The 15,888-nt window shown below is 64.8% G+C and carries 17 protein-coding genes; 14 read left to right on the top strand and 3 right to left on the bottom strand.

From position 1 onward, the window contains the following. Positions 1–32: 32 nt before the first annotated feature. The 4 genes from AAFM92_12040 (at position 33) to AAFM92_12025 (ending at position 5,157) form a co-directional block, all read left to right on the top strand. Positions 33–1,886 carry an ABC transporter ATP-binding protein gene (locus AAFM92_12040; GenBank protein ID MEL7301104.1) on the top strand — a complete coding sequence of 618 codons (1,854 nt, stop codon included), beginning with the start codon at positions 33–35 and terminating at the stop codon, positions 1,884–1,886. Next, on the top strand, positions 1,883–3,739 hold the full coding sequence (locus tag AAFM92_12035) for an ABC transporter ATP-binding protein (GenBank protein ID MEL7301103.1): 1,857 nt from the start codon (positions 1,883–1,885) through the stop codon (positions 3,737–3,739). Before AAFM92_12040 ends, AAFM92_12035 begins: the two co-directional genes overlap by 4 nt. Positions 3,740–3,801: 62 nt before the next feature. Next, positions 3,802–4,599, top strand: a complete 798-nt coding sequence (locus tag AAFM92_12030; GenBank protein ID MEL7301102.1) for an ion transporter — start codon at positions 3,802–3,804, stop codon at positions 4,597–4,599. Between the two features lie 66 nt (positions 4,600–4,665). Next, positions 4,666–5,157 carry a L,D-transpeptidase family protein gene (locus tag AAFM92_12025; protein MEL7301101.1) on the top strand — a complete coding sequence of 164 codons (492 nt, stop codon included), beginning with the start codon at positions 4,666–4,668 and terminating at the stop codon, positions 5,155–5,157. A gap of 10 nt (positions 5,158–5,167) precedes the next feature. On the opposite strand, the gene AAFM92_12020 is transcribed toward AAFM92_12025, so the two are convergent. After that, positions 5,168–5,704, bottom strand: coding sequence for a CAP domain-containing protein (locus AAFM92_12020; protein MEL7301100.1), 537 nt, complete (start codon positions 5,702–5,704; stop codon positions 5,168–5,170). Between the two features lie 156 nt (positions 5,705–5,860). Here AAFM92_12020 and AAFM92_12015 point away from each other — a divergent pair, with 156 nt between their 5' ends. Both AAFM92_12015 and AAFM92_12010 read left to right on the top strand, forming a co-directional pair. Further along, entirely contained in the window at positions 5,861–6,448 is a 588-nt protein-coding gene (locus tag AAFM92_12015) for a L,D-transpeptidase (GenBank protein ID MEL7301099.1), read from the top strand. 144 nt (positions 6,449–6,592) lie between these two features. After that, positions 6,593–6,781, top strand: a complete 189-nt coding sequence (locus AAFM92_12010) for a hypothetical protein (protein ID MEL7301098.1) — start codon at positions 6,593–6,595, stop codon at positions 6,779–6,781. A 122-nt stretch (positions 6,782–6,903) separates the two neighbouring features. Here AAFM92_12010 and hemH read toward each other — a convergent pair whose 3' ends face one another. Then, a complete protein-coding gene (gene hemH / locus AAFM92_12005; GenBank protein MEL7301097.1) occupies positions 6,904–7,977 on the bottom strand; it encodes a ferrochelatase in 1,074 nt (357 codons plus the stop codon). Positions 7,978–8,144: 167 nt separating this feature from the next. Between hemH and AAFM92_12000 the strand changes: the two genes are divergently transcribed. From AAFM92_12000 to AAFM92_11985, 4 genes are read left to right on the top strand one after another with little or no spacing between them, the layout of a single operon-like run. Then, a complete protein-coding gene (locus tag AAFM92_12000) occupies positions 8,145–8,891 on the top strand; it encodes a double zinc ribbon domain-containing protein (protein ID MEL7301096.1) in 747 nt (248 codons plus the stop codon). 32 nt (positions 8,892–8,923) lie between these two features. Beyond that, positions 8,924–9,181: a glutaredoxin 3 gene (gene grxC, locus AAFM92_11995; GenBank protein ID MEL7301095.1), complete on the top strand. Its 258-nt coding sequence runs from the start codon at positions 8,924–8,926 to the stop codon at positions 9,179–9,181. Further along, a complete protein-coding gene (locus AAFM92_11990) occupies positions 9,181–10,011 on the top strand; it encodes a carbon-nitrogen hydrolase family protein (protein ID MEL7301094.1) in 831 nt (276 codons plus the stop codon). The genes grxC and AAFM92_11990 overlap by 1 nt, the downstream gene beginning before the upstream one ends. A gap of 9 nt (positions 10,012–10,020) precedes the next feature. Further along, positions 10,021–10,488, top strand: coding sequence for a MarR family winged helix-turn-helix transcriptional regulator (locus AAFM92_11985; GenBank protein ID MEL7301093.1), 468 nt, complete (start codon positions 10,021–10,023; stop codon positions 10,486–10,488). A 25-nt stretch (positions 10,489–10,513) separates the two neighbouring features. On the opposite strand, the gene ubiG is transcribed toward AAFM92_11985, so the two are convergent. Beyond that, a complete protein-coding gene (gene ubiG, locus AAFM92_11980; GenBank protein ID MEL7301092.1) occupies positions 10,514–11,257 on the bottom strand; it encodes a bifunctional 2-polyprenyl-6-hydroxyphenol methylase/3-demethylubiquinol 3-O-methyltransferase UbiG in 744 nt (247 codons plus the stop codon). A 65-nt stretch (positions 11,258–11,322) separates the two neighbouring features. On the opposite strand from ubiG, the gene pip reads away from it, so the two are divergent. The 4 genes from pip to AAFM92_11960 all read left to right on the top strand — a co-directional run. Next, entirely contained in the window at positions 11,323–12,312 is a 990-nt protein-coding gene (gene pip / locus AAFM92_11975; GenBank protein MEL7301091.1) for a prolyl aminopeptidase, read from the top strand. A 96-nt stretch (positions 12,313–12,408) separates the two neighbouring features. After that, complete coding sequence (locus AAFM92_11970; protein ID MEL7301090.1) at positions 12,409–13,407, top strand: ABC transporter permease; 999 nt, start codon at positions 12,409–12,411, stop codon at positions 13,405–13,407. After that, a complete protein-coding gene (locus tag AAFM92_11965) occupies positions 13,404–14,603 on the top strand; it encodes an ABC transporter permease (protein ID MEL7301089.1) in 1,200 nt (399 codons plus the stop codon). Before AAFM92_11970 ends, AAFM92_11965 begins: the two co-directional genes overlap by 4 nt. A gap of 3 nt (positions 14,604–14,606) precedes the next feature. Continuing rightward, positions 14,607–15,888 (top strand): ABC transporter ATP-binding protein (locus AAFM92_11960; protein ID MEL7301088.1); only part of this gene is annotated, 1,282 nt, incomplete at its 3' end.

The following is a 15,888-nucleotide window of genomic DNA, read 5'->3' as shown; positions in this document are numbered from 1 at the left end:
TATGGTGGGCACGACTCGATGAGGCGCCCCCCGTGTTCCGGTTCTTCGAAAATCTCAACGATCCCTATGGGCCCTACACGCCCGAGGATCGCCCACCCGCGCGGCTTGTGCCGTTTCTGTGGGGCTATCTGCGTGCGTTCAAAGGCCTCTTCGTCTATTCCGTGATCCTCTCCGTCGTTGTGGCGGCGGTGGAGCTTTGGCTGATCTTCTACCTCGGTCTTCTCGTGGACGACCTCGTCACCACAGAGGCAGCGACGTTTTGGAGCGTGCACGGGCTCGAGCTTGCCCTCGTGACCGTCTTCATCCTCGTCTTCCGGCCCCTCGTGCAGACGCTCGACGTGCTCATCCTCAACAACGCGATCATGCCCAATGTGGGCACCACCGTGCGCTGGCGGGCCCATCGCCACGTGCTTCGGCAATCGGTGGGCTGGTTCGAGAACGATTTCGCGGGCCGCATCGCCAACCGGATCATGCAGACGCCGCCGGCCGTGGGGGAGGCGACCTTTCAGGCGTTTGACGCGATCACCTACAGCCTGGCCTATTTCGTGGGCGCCGTGATCCTGATGTCCACCACCGATCCGCGGCTCATGCTGCCGCTCCTGGCGTGGCTCTTTCTCTACGGCTGGCTCGTGCAGTGGACGATCAAGCGGGTGACGCCGGCCTCGCAGGCGGCTTCTGATGCGCGCTCGGCGGTCACGGGCCGGGTCGTCGACAGCTACACCAACATACATTCCGTGAAGCTCTTCGCGCATCACGCAAGCGAGGAGGAATATGCTCGCGAGGTCATCGAGGAGGCCCGGCGCACCTTCCAGAAAGAGATGCGTATCTACACGATCATGGACGCGATGCTGACCTTTCTGAACGGTCTTCTCATCGTGGCGGTGATCGGCTGGGCGCTGATGCTCTGGACGTCCGGGTCTGCCACGGTGGGCGTCGTCGCGGCGGCGTCGACGCTGGTGCTCCGGCTCAATGCCATGACCGGCTGGATCATGTGGGCGCTGACCTCGTTCTTCCAGAATATCGGGATCATCCGCGAGGGGATGGAGACGATCGCGCAGCCCATCGCGCTCCTCGATGCGCCGGATGCGACGGAGCTCAATCTCACCGAGGGCAAGATCGAGCTCGAGGGCCTGACGCACCACTACGGCCGCGACAAGGGCGGCCTCGACAAGATCGACCTGACGATCGCGGCGGGGCAGAAGGTGGGCGTCGTGGGCCGCTCAGGCGCCGGAAAATCGACCCTCGTGAAGCTGCTTTTGCGATTCTACGACGCCGAGGGCGGGCGCATTTTGATCGATGGGCAGGATATCCGCGCGGTCACGCAGACGAGCCTGCGCCGCCAGATCGGGATGGTGCAGCAGGACAGCTCGCTCCTCCATCGCTCGGTGCGGGACAATATCCTCTATGGCGATCCCACGGCCTCGGAGGAGGACATGCGCCGGGCGGCGGCACGGGCCGCGGCGGACAAATTCATCGATGATCTCGAGGATCCGAACGGGCGGCAGGGCTATGACGCCCATGTGGGCGAGCGGGGCGTGAAGCTCTCTGGCGGGCAGCGGCAGCGGATCGCGCTGGCGCGCGTCATCCTGAAGAACGCCCCGATCCTCGTCCTCGACGAGGCGACAAGCGCGCTCGACAGCGAGGTGGAGGCCGCGATCCAGGACACGCTCACCGGCATGATGGACGGCAAGACCGTCATCGCCATCGCGCACCGCCTTTCGACCATCGCTCAGATGGACAGGATCATCGTCCTCGACGAAGGCCGCATCGCCGAGGACGGCACCCATGCCGAGCTTTTGGCGCAAGGCGCGCTATATGCAGGCTTCTGGGCGCGCCAATCGGGCGGGTTCATCCTCACCGACGACACCGAGGTCGCTGCTGAATGACAGCCTATTTCGAAAGCTTTGCCCGGTCGCTGAGCGGCTGGATCAAGCCGTTCGAGCCTGCCGACGGCGCCCCGCCACAGACGCTGATGGCGTTCCTGCGCTGGTGCCTCAGGGGCGCGTGGCCGATGTTCTGGCTGGCCTTTGCCGTCTCGGCGGCAGCGGGCACCTCGGAGGTGGTGAGCGCGATCATCCTTGGCGCGATCGTCGATTCGACCGATGCGGACCCCGCCACGTGGTTCGACGCCAACACGCTCCTCCTCGTGGCCTTCCTCGGGTTCTTCCTCGTCATCCGCCCCATCGCCTTCGGCGCGTCGGCGGCGCTCAACTCCATCATGATCCAGCCCAACGTGAACATGCTCGTGCAGTCGCGGCTGCACCGTTGGGTGCTGGGCCATTCCACCGAGTTTTTCGACGACGATTTCGCAGGCCGCATCGCGCAGAAGCAGATGCAGACGGGCCGCGCGGTGACGGATGTGCTGGTGGAACTCATCAGCGTCGTGGCCTTTGCCGCGGCCTCTGTCGTGGGCTCGATCCTCCTCCTGTTCACCATCGACTGGACGGTGGCGCTGATCGTGATCGTATGGTTCGCGGGCTACCTGAAGCTCATCGCCTGGTTCATGCCGCGCATCCGCACGCGCTCAAAGGACCGCGCGGCCAAGCGCGCGAACGTCAGCGGGCAGATCGTCGACACGGTGGGCAACATCAAGACAGTGAAGCTCTTTGCCAATTCCGAGCATGAGGACGAAGCGGCGCTGGGCGCTATGGGGGCCTACCGCGTCTCGGCCATCGAGTTTGGCAAGATCAGTGCCTTGTTCCGCCTCGCGCTCATGTCGGTGGCGGGTATCCTGCCGGTGGTGCTCATCAGCTCCGCCATATGGCTCTGGACCGCGGGCGCGGCCAGCGCAGGCGATATCGCGGCCGCGGGTGTCATCTCCATCCGGCTCAGCCAGATGACCGGCTGGGTGAGCTTCGCGCTCATGGGGCTCTACGCCAACCTCGGCGAGATCGAGGACGGCATCAAAACGCTGACGCCGCCCCACAGCGTCACCGATGCGCCGGGCGCGCCGGTCTTCCGCCCCGGTGCGGGAGCGATCGGCTTCGAAAATCTGACCTACACGTATGACGGAGGCCCCGGCGGTGTCCGTGGGCTCTCGCTCGCGCTTAAGCCGGGCGAGAAAGTCGGCGTCGTGGGCGCGTCCGGTGCGGGGAAGTCCACCCTCGTGGCGATGCTGCTCCGGCTTTATGACGCCGAGACAGGCCGCGTGCGGGTGGACGGACAAGACGTGAGCGAGGTGACCCAAGAGAGCCTGCGTCGCCACATCGCGATGGTCACGCAGGATACCGCCATGTTCAACCGGTCCGCGCGGGACAACATCCTCTACGGCCGTCCCGACGCCACCGAGGCCGAGCTCATCGCGGCCTCCGAGAAGGCCAGCGCCCACGACTTCATCCAGACGCTGGAAGACGGGAAAGGTCGCAAGGGCTATGACGCGCATCTGGGCGAGCGCGGCGTGAAGCTCTCCGGCGGACAGAGGCAGCGCATCGCGCTCGCCCGCGCGATCCTGAAGGATGCCCCGGTCCTGGTGCTCGACGAGGCCACGAGCGCGCTCGACAGCGAGGTCGAGGCCGAGATCCAGGAGGCGCTCGAGCGGGTCATGGAGGGCAAGACCGTGCTCGCCATCGCGCACCGTCTATCCACGCTCGCCAACATGGACCGCATCGTGGTCATGGAAGCTGGCAGAATCGTGGAGGAAGGCACTCACCACGAGCTTCTCGGGCAGGGCGGGCTTTATGCCCGCTACTGGAATAGGCAATCCGGCGGATTTTTGGGCTACAGCGAGGCCGCGGAGTAGGCCCGCAGTTGACGTGGCCCGGCGGCGCACGCATCTGAGCGCCAAGACGACAGGGCAGGACGATGCAAGCGACACTCCAGACATGGCTCGAGCGGCCCCTGGTGACGAATGTCATCATGGGCGTCATCATCTTCAACGCGATCATCCTCGGGCTGGAGACGTCGCAGCCGATCATGGCGGCGGCGGGCGATCTCATCCTCGCGCTGGACCGCGCCTGCCTTGCCATTTTCACCGCCGAGATCGCGCTCAAGCTCTTCGCCTATCGCGGTAAGTTCTTCCGTTCGGGGTGGAACCTCTTCGATCTCGCCGTCGTCGGGATCGCGCTTGTGCCGACGACCGGGGGCCTTTCCGTGCTGCGCGCGCTGCGCATCCTGCGCGTCTTGCGCCTCATCTCTGTGGCGCCGCAGCTCCGCCGCGTGGTGGAGGGCTTCGTGAGCGCGCTGCCGGGCATGGGCTCAGTCTTTCTGCTCATGGGCATGATGTTCTATATCGGCGCGGTCATGGCCACGAAGCTCTTTGGCCTCGGCTGCCCGGCCTGCACGCCCGAGCAGGCGATGCAGTTCGACGCTTGGTTCGGCACGCTGGGGCGCTCGCTCTACACACTCTTCCAGATCATGACGCTGGAGAGCTGGTCCATGGGGATCGTGCGCCCGGTGCTTGAGGTCTATCCGATGGCCTGGGCCTTTTTCGTGCCCTTCATCATGGTAACGACATTCGCGGTGGTGAACCTGCTCGTCGGTCTCATCGTGAATTCCATGCAGGACGCCCATGCCGCGGAGGCCAACGAGGCCACCGACAGCTACCGGGACGAGGTGCTGACCCGGCTCGGCGAAATTGAACGGAAACTGAGCGAAAAATAACGGCTTCGTGTCGCCTGCCGGGGCGCTTTTGCGCTAGGGTGGCGCAAAACAACGAGCAGCAGAACCATGCGGGCAGTCTTTACCTCACTCATGCTTTGCGCCGTGCTGGCGCTGTCGGGCTGTGCGTCCAAGTTCCGGAGCTATGACGGCCCGGAGGTGACGCATGTGATGGCCTTCAAGGAGCAGCGGAAGCTGGTGCTGCTCCACAATGACCAGATCCTCGCCAGCTACGATTTCGAGCTGGGCTTTGCGCCCGAGGGGCACAAGGAGATCAGCGGCGACGGGAAAACACCCGAAGGCCTCTACATGATCGACCGGAAGAACCCGAATTCGGACTTCCACCTCTCGATCGGGATTTCCTATCCTAACGAGGCGGACCGTGCCTTTGCGGAGGCCATGGGCGAAAGTCCGGGGGGAGACATCTTCATCCATGGCACGCCGCGGCGGTTCCGCGGGCAGCCGGACTGGACCTGGGGGTGCCTCGCCGTGAGCAATCGCGAGATGGAGGACATCTACGCGATGGTGAACGTGGGTACGCCGATCAGCATCTACCCCTGAGGCGGGCGGTTTACGCCACCTCGAGCGATGCGGCGGGGGTGGCGAGGACGAGGGTCCACCAGATCTTGCCGTTCTGCTCCTGAAACCCGAAGAAGCCGAGATCGCGGGCGCGCGGGTCGAGGATGACATTGCGGGTATTGGCGGCCTGCATCCATGCCGCAAGCGTTTCGAGCTCGGTCTCGAAGGTCTCGGAGATTGTCTCGCCGATGAGGGTGCCGTTATAGCCCACGCGGGCAAGGCGATCTACGGGCGAGGAGCCGTCGGACCCGAAATGCCAAGGCCTGTTCTGCACGGCCATGTCGCGGGAATGGGTGGCGGCGGCGGCGTTGAGCTCCGCATTGAGCTGCACCGCGCCCGCCCCGCGCGCCGAGCGCAGAGCGTTGACGCCGTCGAGCATGCGAAACTGGATATCGCCCATCTCCGCGTCGCGGATGCGGTAGACGCGGCGGAGCGGATTGCCGTTGGCGTCCACGGGGACGGGGCCCCCACCGCCACAGGCGGCCAAAAGCGCGGGCAGACCGAGAAGAACGAGACGGCGGTCGAGCATGAAAGTGGTTCTCCGCAAGATTCCGCCACTGTCTTAAGCGGCGGGTTGCCGCCCTTCAAATCAACTCCGGCCCATGCGAGCGGGTTAACGCCTGTTTGATTTGCGACTGCGTCATAGAGGCCATAAAACTCCGCAAAATCGATCACGGAGGCAGTGATGACACAAGACAGGTTCGCCCGCCGGAGTTTTCTCGCCGGGAGCACCGCGCTTCTCGCCGCGCCCGCGCTGGGCCAGAATGCGGCGGATACGACGGAATTCGAGAGCGATGTGGCCGGGGCCAACAAGCGCAATATCTCGAGCTTCCGCACGCTCGATTGGCGCCCCTATTTCGACAGCACGCGGGGCGGCGCCATTCTCGTGGATCTCGAGAGCCGGGCCTTGCATTACTGGTCCGAGGACCAGGCGATCTACAAGCTTTACCCGACCTCGGTTCCGCTGAGCGAGGATCTCACACGCCGGGGCCGCACAAGTGTGATCCGCAAGGTGGAAGGCCCATCCTGGCGGCCAACGCCCGCCATGCGGCAGCGCAATCCGGAATGGCCGGAATTCGTCGGGCCGGGCCCCGACAACCCGCTCGGCACCCACGCGCTCTATCTCAGCTGGACCTACTATCGCATCCACGGGACCCACGACACGCGCAAGATCGGGCGGCGGTCATCCAATGGCTGCATCGGCCTCTACAATGAACATATCGCTGAACTTTTCGCTCTCGTGGACAATGGCGCGCAGGTGTTGCTTATTTGACGACATTGCGGTGATCCGCCGATAAGCCGCCGCAGGAAGGCTTTGCATTCCAGTGGTTTTGCTGTTTATCCAGAGTTACGAGGTAAGTCTGATACGTGTGCTCGCCTAGAACCTTGCGATCCCACACGTTTACTGGAGGAAATTATGAAGAAACTCGTTCTCGCTGCTGCCCTTTCCGGCTTCGCATCCTTTGCTTCGGCAGGTGGCATGGAAGAGCCCATGATGGAGCCCGAGGTGGTGATCGAAACCGTGGAAGAGACCGGTGGCTCCTCCAACGGGCTCATCATCCCCCTCATCCTGATTGCGCTCATCGCAGCAGCAGCGTCCGCATAAGCGACGTTGAATAATCGAAAAGGGCGGCGCCGAAAGCGCCGCCCTTTTTCGTTGGGCCATAAAGTGCGGTGGCTTTCGCCGGCCAGGCCCAACGGCCCATGCCCGGCGCTCTATAGCTGGCGCTAGACCCAGCCCTTCAAGTTGGTGCGGATGATCTCGCTCAGCGCGGAAATGTGGGCGGCGTCGTCGTTGAGGCAGGGGATGTAGGTGAAGTGCTCACCCCCCGCTTCCTCAAAGCTCTCCGCGATCTCCTCGTTGATCTCCTCGAGCGTCTCGATGCAGTCCGCTGAGAAGGCCGGCGCGCAGACGGCGATGTTCTTCTTGCCTTGCTCCGCCAGCCGCGCGACCTCCTCGACCGTGTAAGGCTTAAGCCATTCCTCGGGGCCGAAGCGGCTCTGGAACGTGGTCACGATATCGGTGTCATCCCAACCGAGCCGCTCCTTGAGGAGGCGCGTCGTCTTTTGGCACTGGCAGTGGTAAGGATCGCCCTCCATGAGGTAGCGCTTCGGCACCCCATGATAGGAGCAGACGAGGATATCGGGCCGCGTCTCCATCTTGGCATGGGCGCGTTCGATGGATTGCGCGAGCGCGTCGATATACATCGGGTGCTCGTAATAGGGCTCCACCACCCGCGCGATGGGCTGCCATTTCTCCTGCATGAGCACGCGGAAGAACTGATCGCAGGCGGTGGCCGATGTGGCGCCAGCGTAATGCGGGTAGAGCGGGAAGAAGAGGATCTTCTGACAGCCCGCTTCCACCATCTCGCGCACCTTCGACTTGGTGGAGGGATTGCCGTAGCGCATGCAGAAATCGACCATCACCTGGCCGCCATACTCCGCTTCCATCTCCGCCTTGATCTTGGCGGTTTGGTCCTTGGTGATCGTCATGAGCGGGCTTTCGCCCTGCTCTTCGTTCCAGATCGATTTATAGGCCTCGCCCGAGGAGAAAGGCCGCTTCGTCAGGATCACGAGCTGCAGGAGGGGCTGCCAGATCCAGGGGCTGTAGTCGATGACGCGCTTGTCGCTGAGAAACTCGCCCAGGTAGCGGCGCATGGACCAGTAATCGTAATTGTCCGGCGTGCCGAGATTGGCCAGCAAGATGCCGACCTTCGCGGGCTTCACGAGCGGGTGGTCTGCGGGCGCGTGGACGGGGCAGCGGGCTACGTCGTCTTGCGCTTTGGCGTCGAACATTTTCATCTTTCGCTGTCGCTTGATCTAGGCGGACGTATCTGGACCGCTCCGCGGGTCAATGGATGGCGCTGCCGTAATTGCCGCAGCATAGCATAAAAATCTAGGGCGGCATCGCCCTGTCGCAACGGGAGAATTCTCCGAGGCGGTAAGGCTTCGTTAACCATGGCGCCGCCATGGTGCCCCTCGGGGGGTCCTGCATGCTTCTGGCCCAGCGCGCGCTCAAGCTCATCTACCCGTCGCAGTGCATCGGCTGCGGCGCGGCCGTGGAGCGCGATTTCGCGCTTTGCGGGGCCTGCTGGCGAGACACGCCTTTTCTTCACGGTGTGACCTGCGACGGCTGCGCCGCACCGCTTCCCGGCGGCGAGCCCGGCGAAGTGGCGCTCTGCGATGAATGCCTGAAGGCGCCCCGCGCCTGGGAAAAGGGACGCGCGGCGCTGGCCTATGACGGGCGCGCGCGGCAACTCGTGATGACGCTGAAGCGCCAGGAGCGGGCCGACATCTTCCGCGCCGCGGGGCACTGGATGGCGGGGCGTGCGTGCGATGTGATCTTCGAGGATACGGTTCTTGTCCCCGTGCCGCTCCATTGGACGCGCTTGCTCCAGCGCCGCTACAATCAGGCCGCGCTTCTCGCGCGGGCCGTGGGGCGAGAGGTGGAGCGGCCCACTTCGCTCGATGCGCTTCGCCGCGTGCGGCGCACGCGCGCGCTTCACAAGCAGAGCTATGCGAGCCGCTACGAGATCCTCGCCGACGCGATCCGCCCGGCTTCGAAGGGTCGCTCTCTGGTGGGGCGTGCCGTGCTCCTGATTGATGACGTGATGACCTCCGGCGCCACGCTAACCGCGGCTGCCGAGGCCGCGCACGAAGCCGGCGCGCGGCGGGTGGACGTCCTGACACTAGCGCGGGCCGCGCGGGCGCTCTAGATGCAGGGGCAAAGAGGACAAGGACTCTGCCCATGCAACCCGTCGAAATCTACACCACGAAGCTTTGCGGCTTCTGCCACTCCGCCAAGCGCCTGCTCAGCTCCAAGGGCGTGAGCTTCACCGAGATCGATGTGGGCCGTGAGCCTGAGAAGCGCGCGGAGATGATGCAGCGCGCCAATGGCGGGCGCACGGTGCCGCAGATCTTCGTGGGCGAGACCCATGTGGGCGGCTGCGATGATCTCTACGACCTCGAGACCCGGGGCAAGCTCGACGCTCTGCTAAAGGGCTGATGCGCGCCGCGCTTCTGCAGATGACCTCGACGCCCGATGTCGCCGCCAACACCGCGGCGATGGTGGCGGCGGTGGCGGAGGCCAAGGCGGGCGGCGCGGATATGCTGCTCACGCCCGAAGTGTCGAATTGCCTCGGCGCGCCAAGGGCCGAACAGGATGCGCTTCTGCACGAAGAGGCCGACGACCCGACCCTGAGGGCGGTGCAGGAGGCGGCGGCGGAACACGGGCTCTGGGTCCTCATCGGCTCGCTCGCGCTGAAATCCGGCGATCCTGAAGGCCGCCTCGCGAACCGCTCCTTCCTCATCGACGCCGTCGGCGTGGTGCAGGCGCGCTACGACAAGATCCACATGTTCGACGTCGCGCTCAGCGCGGAAGAAACCTACACCGAGAGCGCCGCCTATCGCCCGGGCATGGAAGCCGTTCTGCCCGAGACGCCGTGGGGCAAGGTCGGGCTGAGTATCTGCTATGATTTGCGCTTTCCCCATCTTTACCGCGCACTGGCGCAGGCGGGGGCGGATATCCTCACGGTCCCGTCCGCGTTTTCGCGGCCCACGGGCCGTGCCCATTGGGAGGTGTTATTGCGCGCGCGAGCCATCGAAACGGGCGCGTTTGTCCTCGCGCCTGCGCAGACGGGCGTGCATGGCGAGAGCAAATCCGGCCCCCGCGCCACTCACGGGCATGGCCTGGCGGTAGCCCCCTGGGGCGAGGTGCTCCTCGACATGGGTGAGGCGCCCGGCCTCGCTTTCGTCGATCTGGACCTGGGGCAGGTTGCCGCCGCGCGTCGTAAAATCGCGGCGCTCACCCATGACAGGACGTTCCACGGGCCTTAGCCTACGTGCATGTCGACCAAGACCGATCCGCTTCCCGTGGCCGTCTTCTCCGAGATCCTCGTGATCGACCAGATGGTGCGCAACCGCGTGACGAAGGCGCTGCCCAAGGGGATGGAGCTCAGCCACTTCTCCGTTCTCAATCATCTGGCGCGCGCGCAAGGAGAGCGGACGCCCGCGCAGTTGGCCAAGACATTCCACGTCACGCGGGGCGCGATGACGAACACGCTCGCGCGGCTCGAATGGGCGGGTTTCGTCCATATCCGCCCCGATTGGGAGGATGCACGGCGCAAGATGGTGGCGATCAGCCCCGCGGGCCGTGCGGCGCGCGACAGCGCCATGTCGGCCATCGGGCCCATCATCAGCGAGGCGGTGGGCCATGCTGGCACCGAGGAAGTGCGCAGGCTCCTGCCAGTGCTGCGGGAGATGCGCCGCGGCCTCACGGAAGCCGAGGAAGAGACAGTCGCGCCTCGCGCCTAGCTCAGGGGCTTGGCGATCCGGCTTTTCAGCCTTTCCGGGCCGTCGTGATGTAGTTCACCGAGAGGTCCGTGGCCGAGAGCGACCAGCTCCAGCGCAGGGGATCGAAGACCATACCGGTGCGGTCCACGGGTGCGAGCCCCGCGTCCTCCAGCATCTCGAAAAGCTCTTCGGGCGTGACGAACTTGCTCCAGTCATGGGTGCCCTTGGGTAGCCACTTCATGATGTGCTCGGCCCCGATGATCGCGAGCGCGTAGCTCTTTCGCGTCCTGTTGAGCGTCGAGCAGAGGTGGAGCCCGCCGGGCCGCACGAGGGCGGCGCAGGCATCGAGGAAGGCCTGCGGATCAGCCACGTGCTCGATGACTTCCATGTTGAGGACGACATCGAAGGCCTCGCCCGCCGCGGCGAGGCTCTCGGCAGTGGTGGGGCGGTAATCGATCTCGAGCCCGGTCTGCTCGGCATGGATGCGGGCCACGGCGATGTTCTTTTCAGCGGCGTCCGCGCCCACGACCTCGGCCCCCAGTCGCGCCATCGGCTCGCAGAGAAGCCCGCCACCGCAGCCGATATCGAGAATGCGCAGCCCGTCGAAGGGGCGCGCTTCCCTCAGATCCCGGCCGTATTCCGCCGCGATCTGGCCGGTAATGTAGTCGAGCCGCGTTGGATTGAGCATGTGCAGCGGCTTGAACATGCCCTCGAGGTCCCACCAATCGGCGGCAATCGCCTCGAATTTTGCGATTTCTCCGGCATCGACCGTGCTGGGGCTCGCTTGCATTCCGTGCTCCGTTCGTCTCTTTGGTGTGCAGGCCTTCGGGCCTTTGCGCGCTATATAGGGTGATGATGGACAAAGAGGCAGGCCATAAGCGCGCGGTGCAATACCTCTACCCGCCCCGTGACCCCTTCGACCAGCGCGTGCTGGACGTGGGTGATGGTCACCGTGTCTATGTCGAGCAATGCGGCAAGCCCGACGGGATTCCCGTTGTCGTCCTCCATGGTGGGCCGGGCGGCGGGTGCAGCCCCGCCATGCGGCGGTATTTCGATCCATCCAAATATCGCGTGGTGCTCTTCGATCAGCGCGGCTGCGGGCGCTCGCGGCCCCATGCGAGCGTGGAGGCCAATACCACGTGGCACCTCGTGCAGGATATCGAGCTGATCCGGGAGACACTCGGCATCAATCGCTGGATCGTCTTCGGCGGCTCCTGGGGCGCGACGCTCTCGCTGATCTACGCCCAAACCCACCCGGTGCGCGCCGCGGCGCTCGTGCTGCGCGGGGTCTTCCTGATGACGCAGGCGGAGCTCGACTGGTTCTACGGCGGCGGCGCGGGGAAATTCTGGCCGGATGTCTGGGAGAAGTTCACCCGGCTCATCCCGGAGGATGAGCGCGACGATTTCATCGAGGCCTACAACCGGCGGCTCTTCTCGGGCGATGTCATGCTCGAGACCCGCTTTGCCCGGGCCTGGTCGGCCTGGGAAAATGCGCTGGCCTCCATGGCCTCGGATGGCGCCACGGGTGAAAGCCCCGCGGAATATGCCCGCGCCTTTGCCCGGCTGGAAAATCATTACTTCAAGAACCTGGGCTTCCTGAGCGAGGACCAGCAGATCCTCAACCGGATGGACAAGCTGGTCCACATCCCCGGCCACATCGTGCAGGGACGCTATGATATGATCTGCCCGCCAAGCGCGGCCCATGCGCTCGCGGCGGCCTGGCCCAAGGGCAAGCTCCAGATGATCCCGCGCGCGGGGCACGCGCTCTCGGAGCCCGGGATCTCGGCGGCGCTCGTGCAGGTGATGGATCGCTACGCGCTGTCTCCGGAGGCGCTGGAGCTCTGAGCCTGCCTGCCTGCCCGGCTCTCACAGAGTGCTTTACAGACGCCTCGCAGCCGTTATCGTTGGCGCCAACAATAATTCGCAGGGAAAATCTGGGATTTGGGGTCTGTAGGAACCATCATCCTGCAGCGATTGGCACTCGGGGTGCTGACGCTGTTTGTCGTTTCAATCGTCATCTTCGTGTCGGTGAATGCCCTTCCGGGGGATTTCGCTCAGGCCATTCTCGGCCAGGGCGCGACGCCGGAGGCGGTGACGGCGTTTCGCGAAGATCTGGGCCTGAACAGACCCTATCTCGAGCGCTACCTGACGTGGCTCGTGGATGCCGTGCGGCTCGATTTCGGCACGGCCTATAGCCAGGCGCAGTTCGCCGAATTCGCAGGCGGCGCGGCGGGCACCGGCCTGGGCACCGTGGCCGAGATGCTCGGCCCCCGCTTCCAGAACACCATGTTCCTCGCGGGCGTGACGGCTGCCATCGCGGTGCCGCTCTCACTCACGATCGGGGTGCTCGCGGCGCTCTTCCGGAATTCGATCTTCGACCGCGTGGCCAACATCTCCACGCTGACGTCGATCTCCTCGCCAGAATTCTTCCTCGCCTACGTGCTCATCCTCGTCCTCGCGGTGATGAACCCGATGCTGCCCTCGCTTTCGGTGGTGAACACGGACATGACCTTCGGGCAGCGGCTCAACGCGACGCTTCTGCCCGCTCTCACGCTGACGCTCGTGGTGACCGCGCACATGATGCGCATGACGCGGGCCGCGATCATCAACCTGCTCGCCTCGCCCTATATCGAGATGGCGCGGCTCAAGGGGATGCGGCCCATGCGGGTGATCGTGCGCCATGCGCTTCCCAATGCGCTGGCGCCTATCATCAACGTGATCGCGCTTAACCTCGCCTACCTGATCACGGGCGTCGTGGTCGTCGAGGTCGTCTTTGTCTATCCCGGCATCGGGCAGCTCTTCGTCGATAGCGTGAAGAACCGGGACATCCCTGTGGTGCAGGCCTGCTGCCTCATCTTCGCGGCGGCGTACATCCTGCTCAACCTGATGGCCGACATCCTGAGCATCATCTCCAATCCACGACTGAGGCACCCGAAATGAGCGGCTGGCTTCTGATCATCGCGGTCATGCTGGCCGCGATCCCGCTGGCCTGGGCCGGGCGGCTGGCGGCGCAGCAAGTGACGGGCAACGCGCCACGCTGGCGCGACATGGGTCTGAGCGTGGCGTGGGGCTACGTGATCGGCGCGCTGATCATCCTCTACCTGCTTTACACCTACTACCTCGCGCTCACGGCGGAGCGGACGCCGGTGGACAGCTATTTCTTCTTTCGCAACGCCGTCCATGGCTTCGTGATCTTCGCGGTGGCGGCGTGGCTTTTCCGGCTTCTCGGGCGGCACGTAGGCACAGAAGGCACCAAGAAGCTCTTTCGGACCATGCCTGTGACGGCGGCCTTCGGGATCCTGATGATCCTGATCTACGCCATCGTGTCGATCTTCGCGGGCGTGATCGCTCCCTACGGGCAGGAGGAGGTGCTCGCCAGCGCCAATGTCGTGCCCGGGGGCAACCCGGCCGTGGGCGGCGATCCGGAATTCCCCCTCGGCACCGACCAGATCGGGCGCGATATCCTTTCTCGTCTCATCTACGGCGCGCAGAACACGGTGGGCATCGCCTTCGTGACGACGCTGCTGGCGTTCTTCATCGGGGGCTCGCTCGGGTTCCTCGCGGCAGTGCTGCAAGGCTGGCTCGACCAGGTGATCAGCCGCGCGGTGGATGTCCTCATGGCGATCCCGGCGCTGATCTTCGCGCTGCTCCTGATGACGATTGCCACGGTCTGGGCCAACGAGTTCGGCATCAACCGGACGTATTTTATGGTCATCATCATCGCGGTGATCGATTCTACGCGCGTCTTCCGTCTGGCGCGGGCGGTGGGGCTCAACATCGTGGTGATGGACTATATCGAGGCGGCCAAGCTTCGGGGCGAGGGGCTGAGCTACCTGATCTTCAAGGAGATCCTTCCTAATGCCACGGCGCCGCTATTGGCCGAATTTGGGCTGCGCTTCTGCTTTGTCTTTCTCACCATCGCCTCGCTGAGCTTCCTTGGCGTGGGCATCCAGCCGCCGCTGGCGGACTGGGGCACGATGGTCCGCGATCTCGCACAGTTCATCAACTTCGCGGCCTTCGCGCCGCAGGTGGCCACGGCGCCGCTCCTCGCCGCGGGCGCCATTGCGCTCCTGACGGTGGCGGTGAACTTCGTGGTGGACTGGATGCTCTACAAGTCTTCGGGGCTGAAGGAGTAGCCGGTGGCGCAATCCAACGAACAGCTGCTGAAGGTCCGCGGCCTCACCATCGAGGGCCGCTCCGACGAGACCTGGACGCAGATCGTCAACGGCGTCGATCTCGACCTCAACAAGGGCGAGGTGCTCGGCCTCATCGGCGAATCGGGCGCGGGGAAATCCACAGTGGGCCTCGCCTCCATGGGCTTCACGCGAGACGGTTGCCGCATTTCCGGCGGCACCGTGGAATTCGACGGGATCGATCTCGTCACCGCCTCCGCCGCGAAGAAGCGCGCCCTCCTCGGCAAGCGCATTGCCTACGTGGCGCAGTCGGCGGCGGCGTCGTTCAACCCGGCGCACCGGATCCTCGACCAGCATACTGAGGGCCCCACGCAGCACCGCGTGATGTCGAAATCCGAGAGCGAGAAGGACGGGATGGAGCTCTATCGCAAGCTCCGGCTTCCCAACCCGGACGAGATCGGCTTTCGCTATCCGCACCAGGTCTCGGGCGGGCAGCTGCAGCGCGCGATGACGGCCATGGCCATGTCCTGCCGGCCCGATCTCATCATCTTCGACGAGCCCACGACGGCGCTCGACGTGACCACGCAGATCGAGGTGCTGGCCTCCATTCGCGACATCGTGGAGCAGTTCGACACGGCCGCAATCTACATCACCCACGATCTGGCCGTGGTGGCGCAGATGGCCGACAAGATCAAAGTTCTGCTCAAGGGCGACGAGGTCGAGGAGGCTGATACGCGCACCATGCTCAGCGCGCCCAAGGAGGACTACACGAAGTCGCTCTGGGCCGTCCGCAGCTTCCAGCGCCCGCAAAAGCCCGCGCCGGCGGCCGATGCGACGCCGGTCATCTCGGTCCAGAACGTGACGGCGGCCTATGGCACGGTCACGGTGCTCCACGATGTGAGCTTCGACATCCACGAGGGCCGCACGGTGGCCGTGGTGGGCGAATCGGGCTCCGGCAAATCCACGACCGCGCGCTGCATCACCGGCCTTCTGCCGCCGAAATCCGGCGTCATCGAGTTCGACGGCGCGCCCATGCCCGCCGATTACCGCAAGCGCGGCAAGGACCAGCTTCGCCAGGCGCAGATGATCTACCAGATGGCCGACACGGCCCTCAACCCGCGCAAGACGATCGGAGAGATCATCGGGCGGCCGGTGGAATTCTATCTCGGTCTGAAGGGTGCGGCACGGCGCAAGCGCGTCGAGGAGTTGCTCGACCAGATCGAGCTTGAGCTCATCCTGCAACTTGGCCAGCAACTTGAGGATCCCCTCGGCCACGAGCTGATCGAGC

This window comes from Pseudomonadota bacterium (assembly GCA_038533575.1).
In the GTDB taxonomy this organism is placed as follows: domain Bacteria; phylum Pseudomonadota; class Alphaproteobacteria; order Rhodobacterales; family Rhodobacteraceae; genus Shimia_B.
The sequence above is the reverse complement of the archived record's forward strand: the minus strand, read 5'-3'. Positions and strand labels throughout refer to the sequence as shown.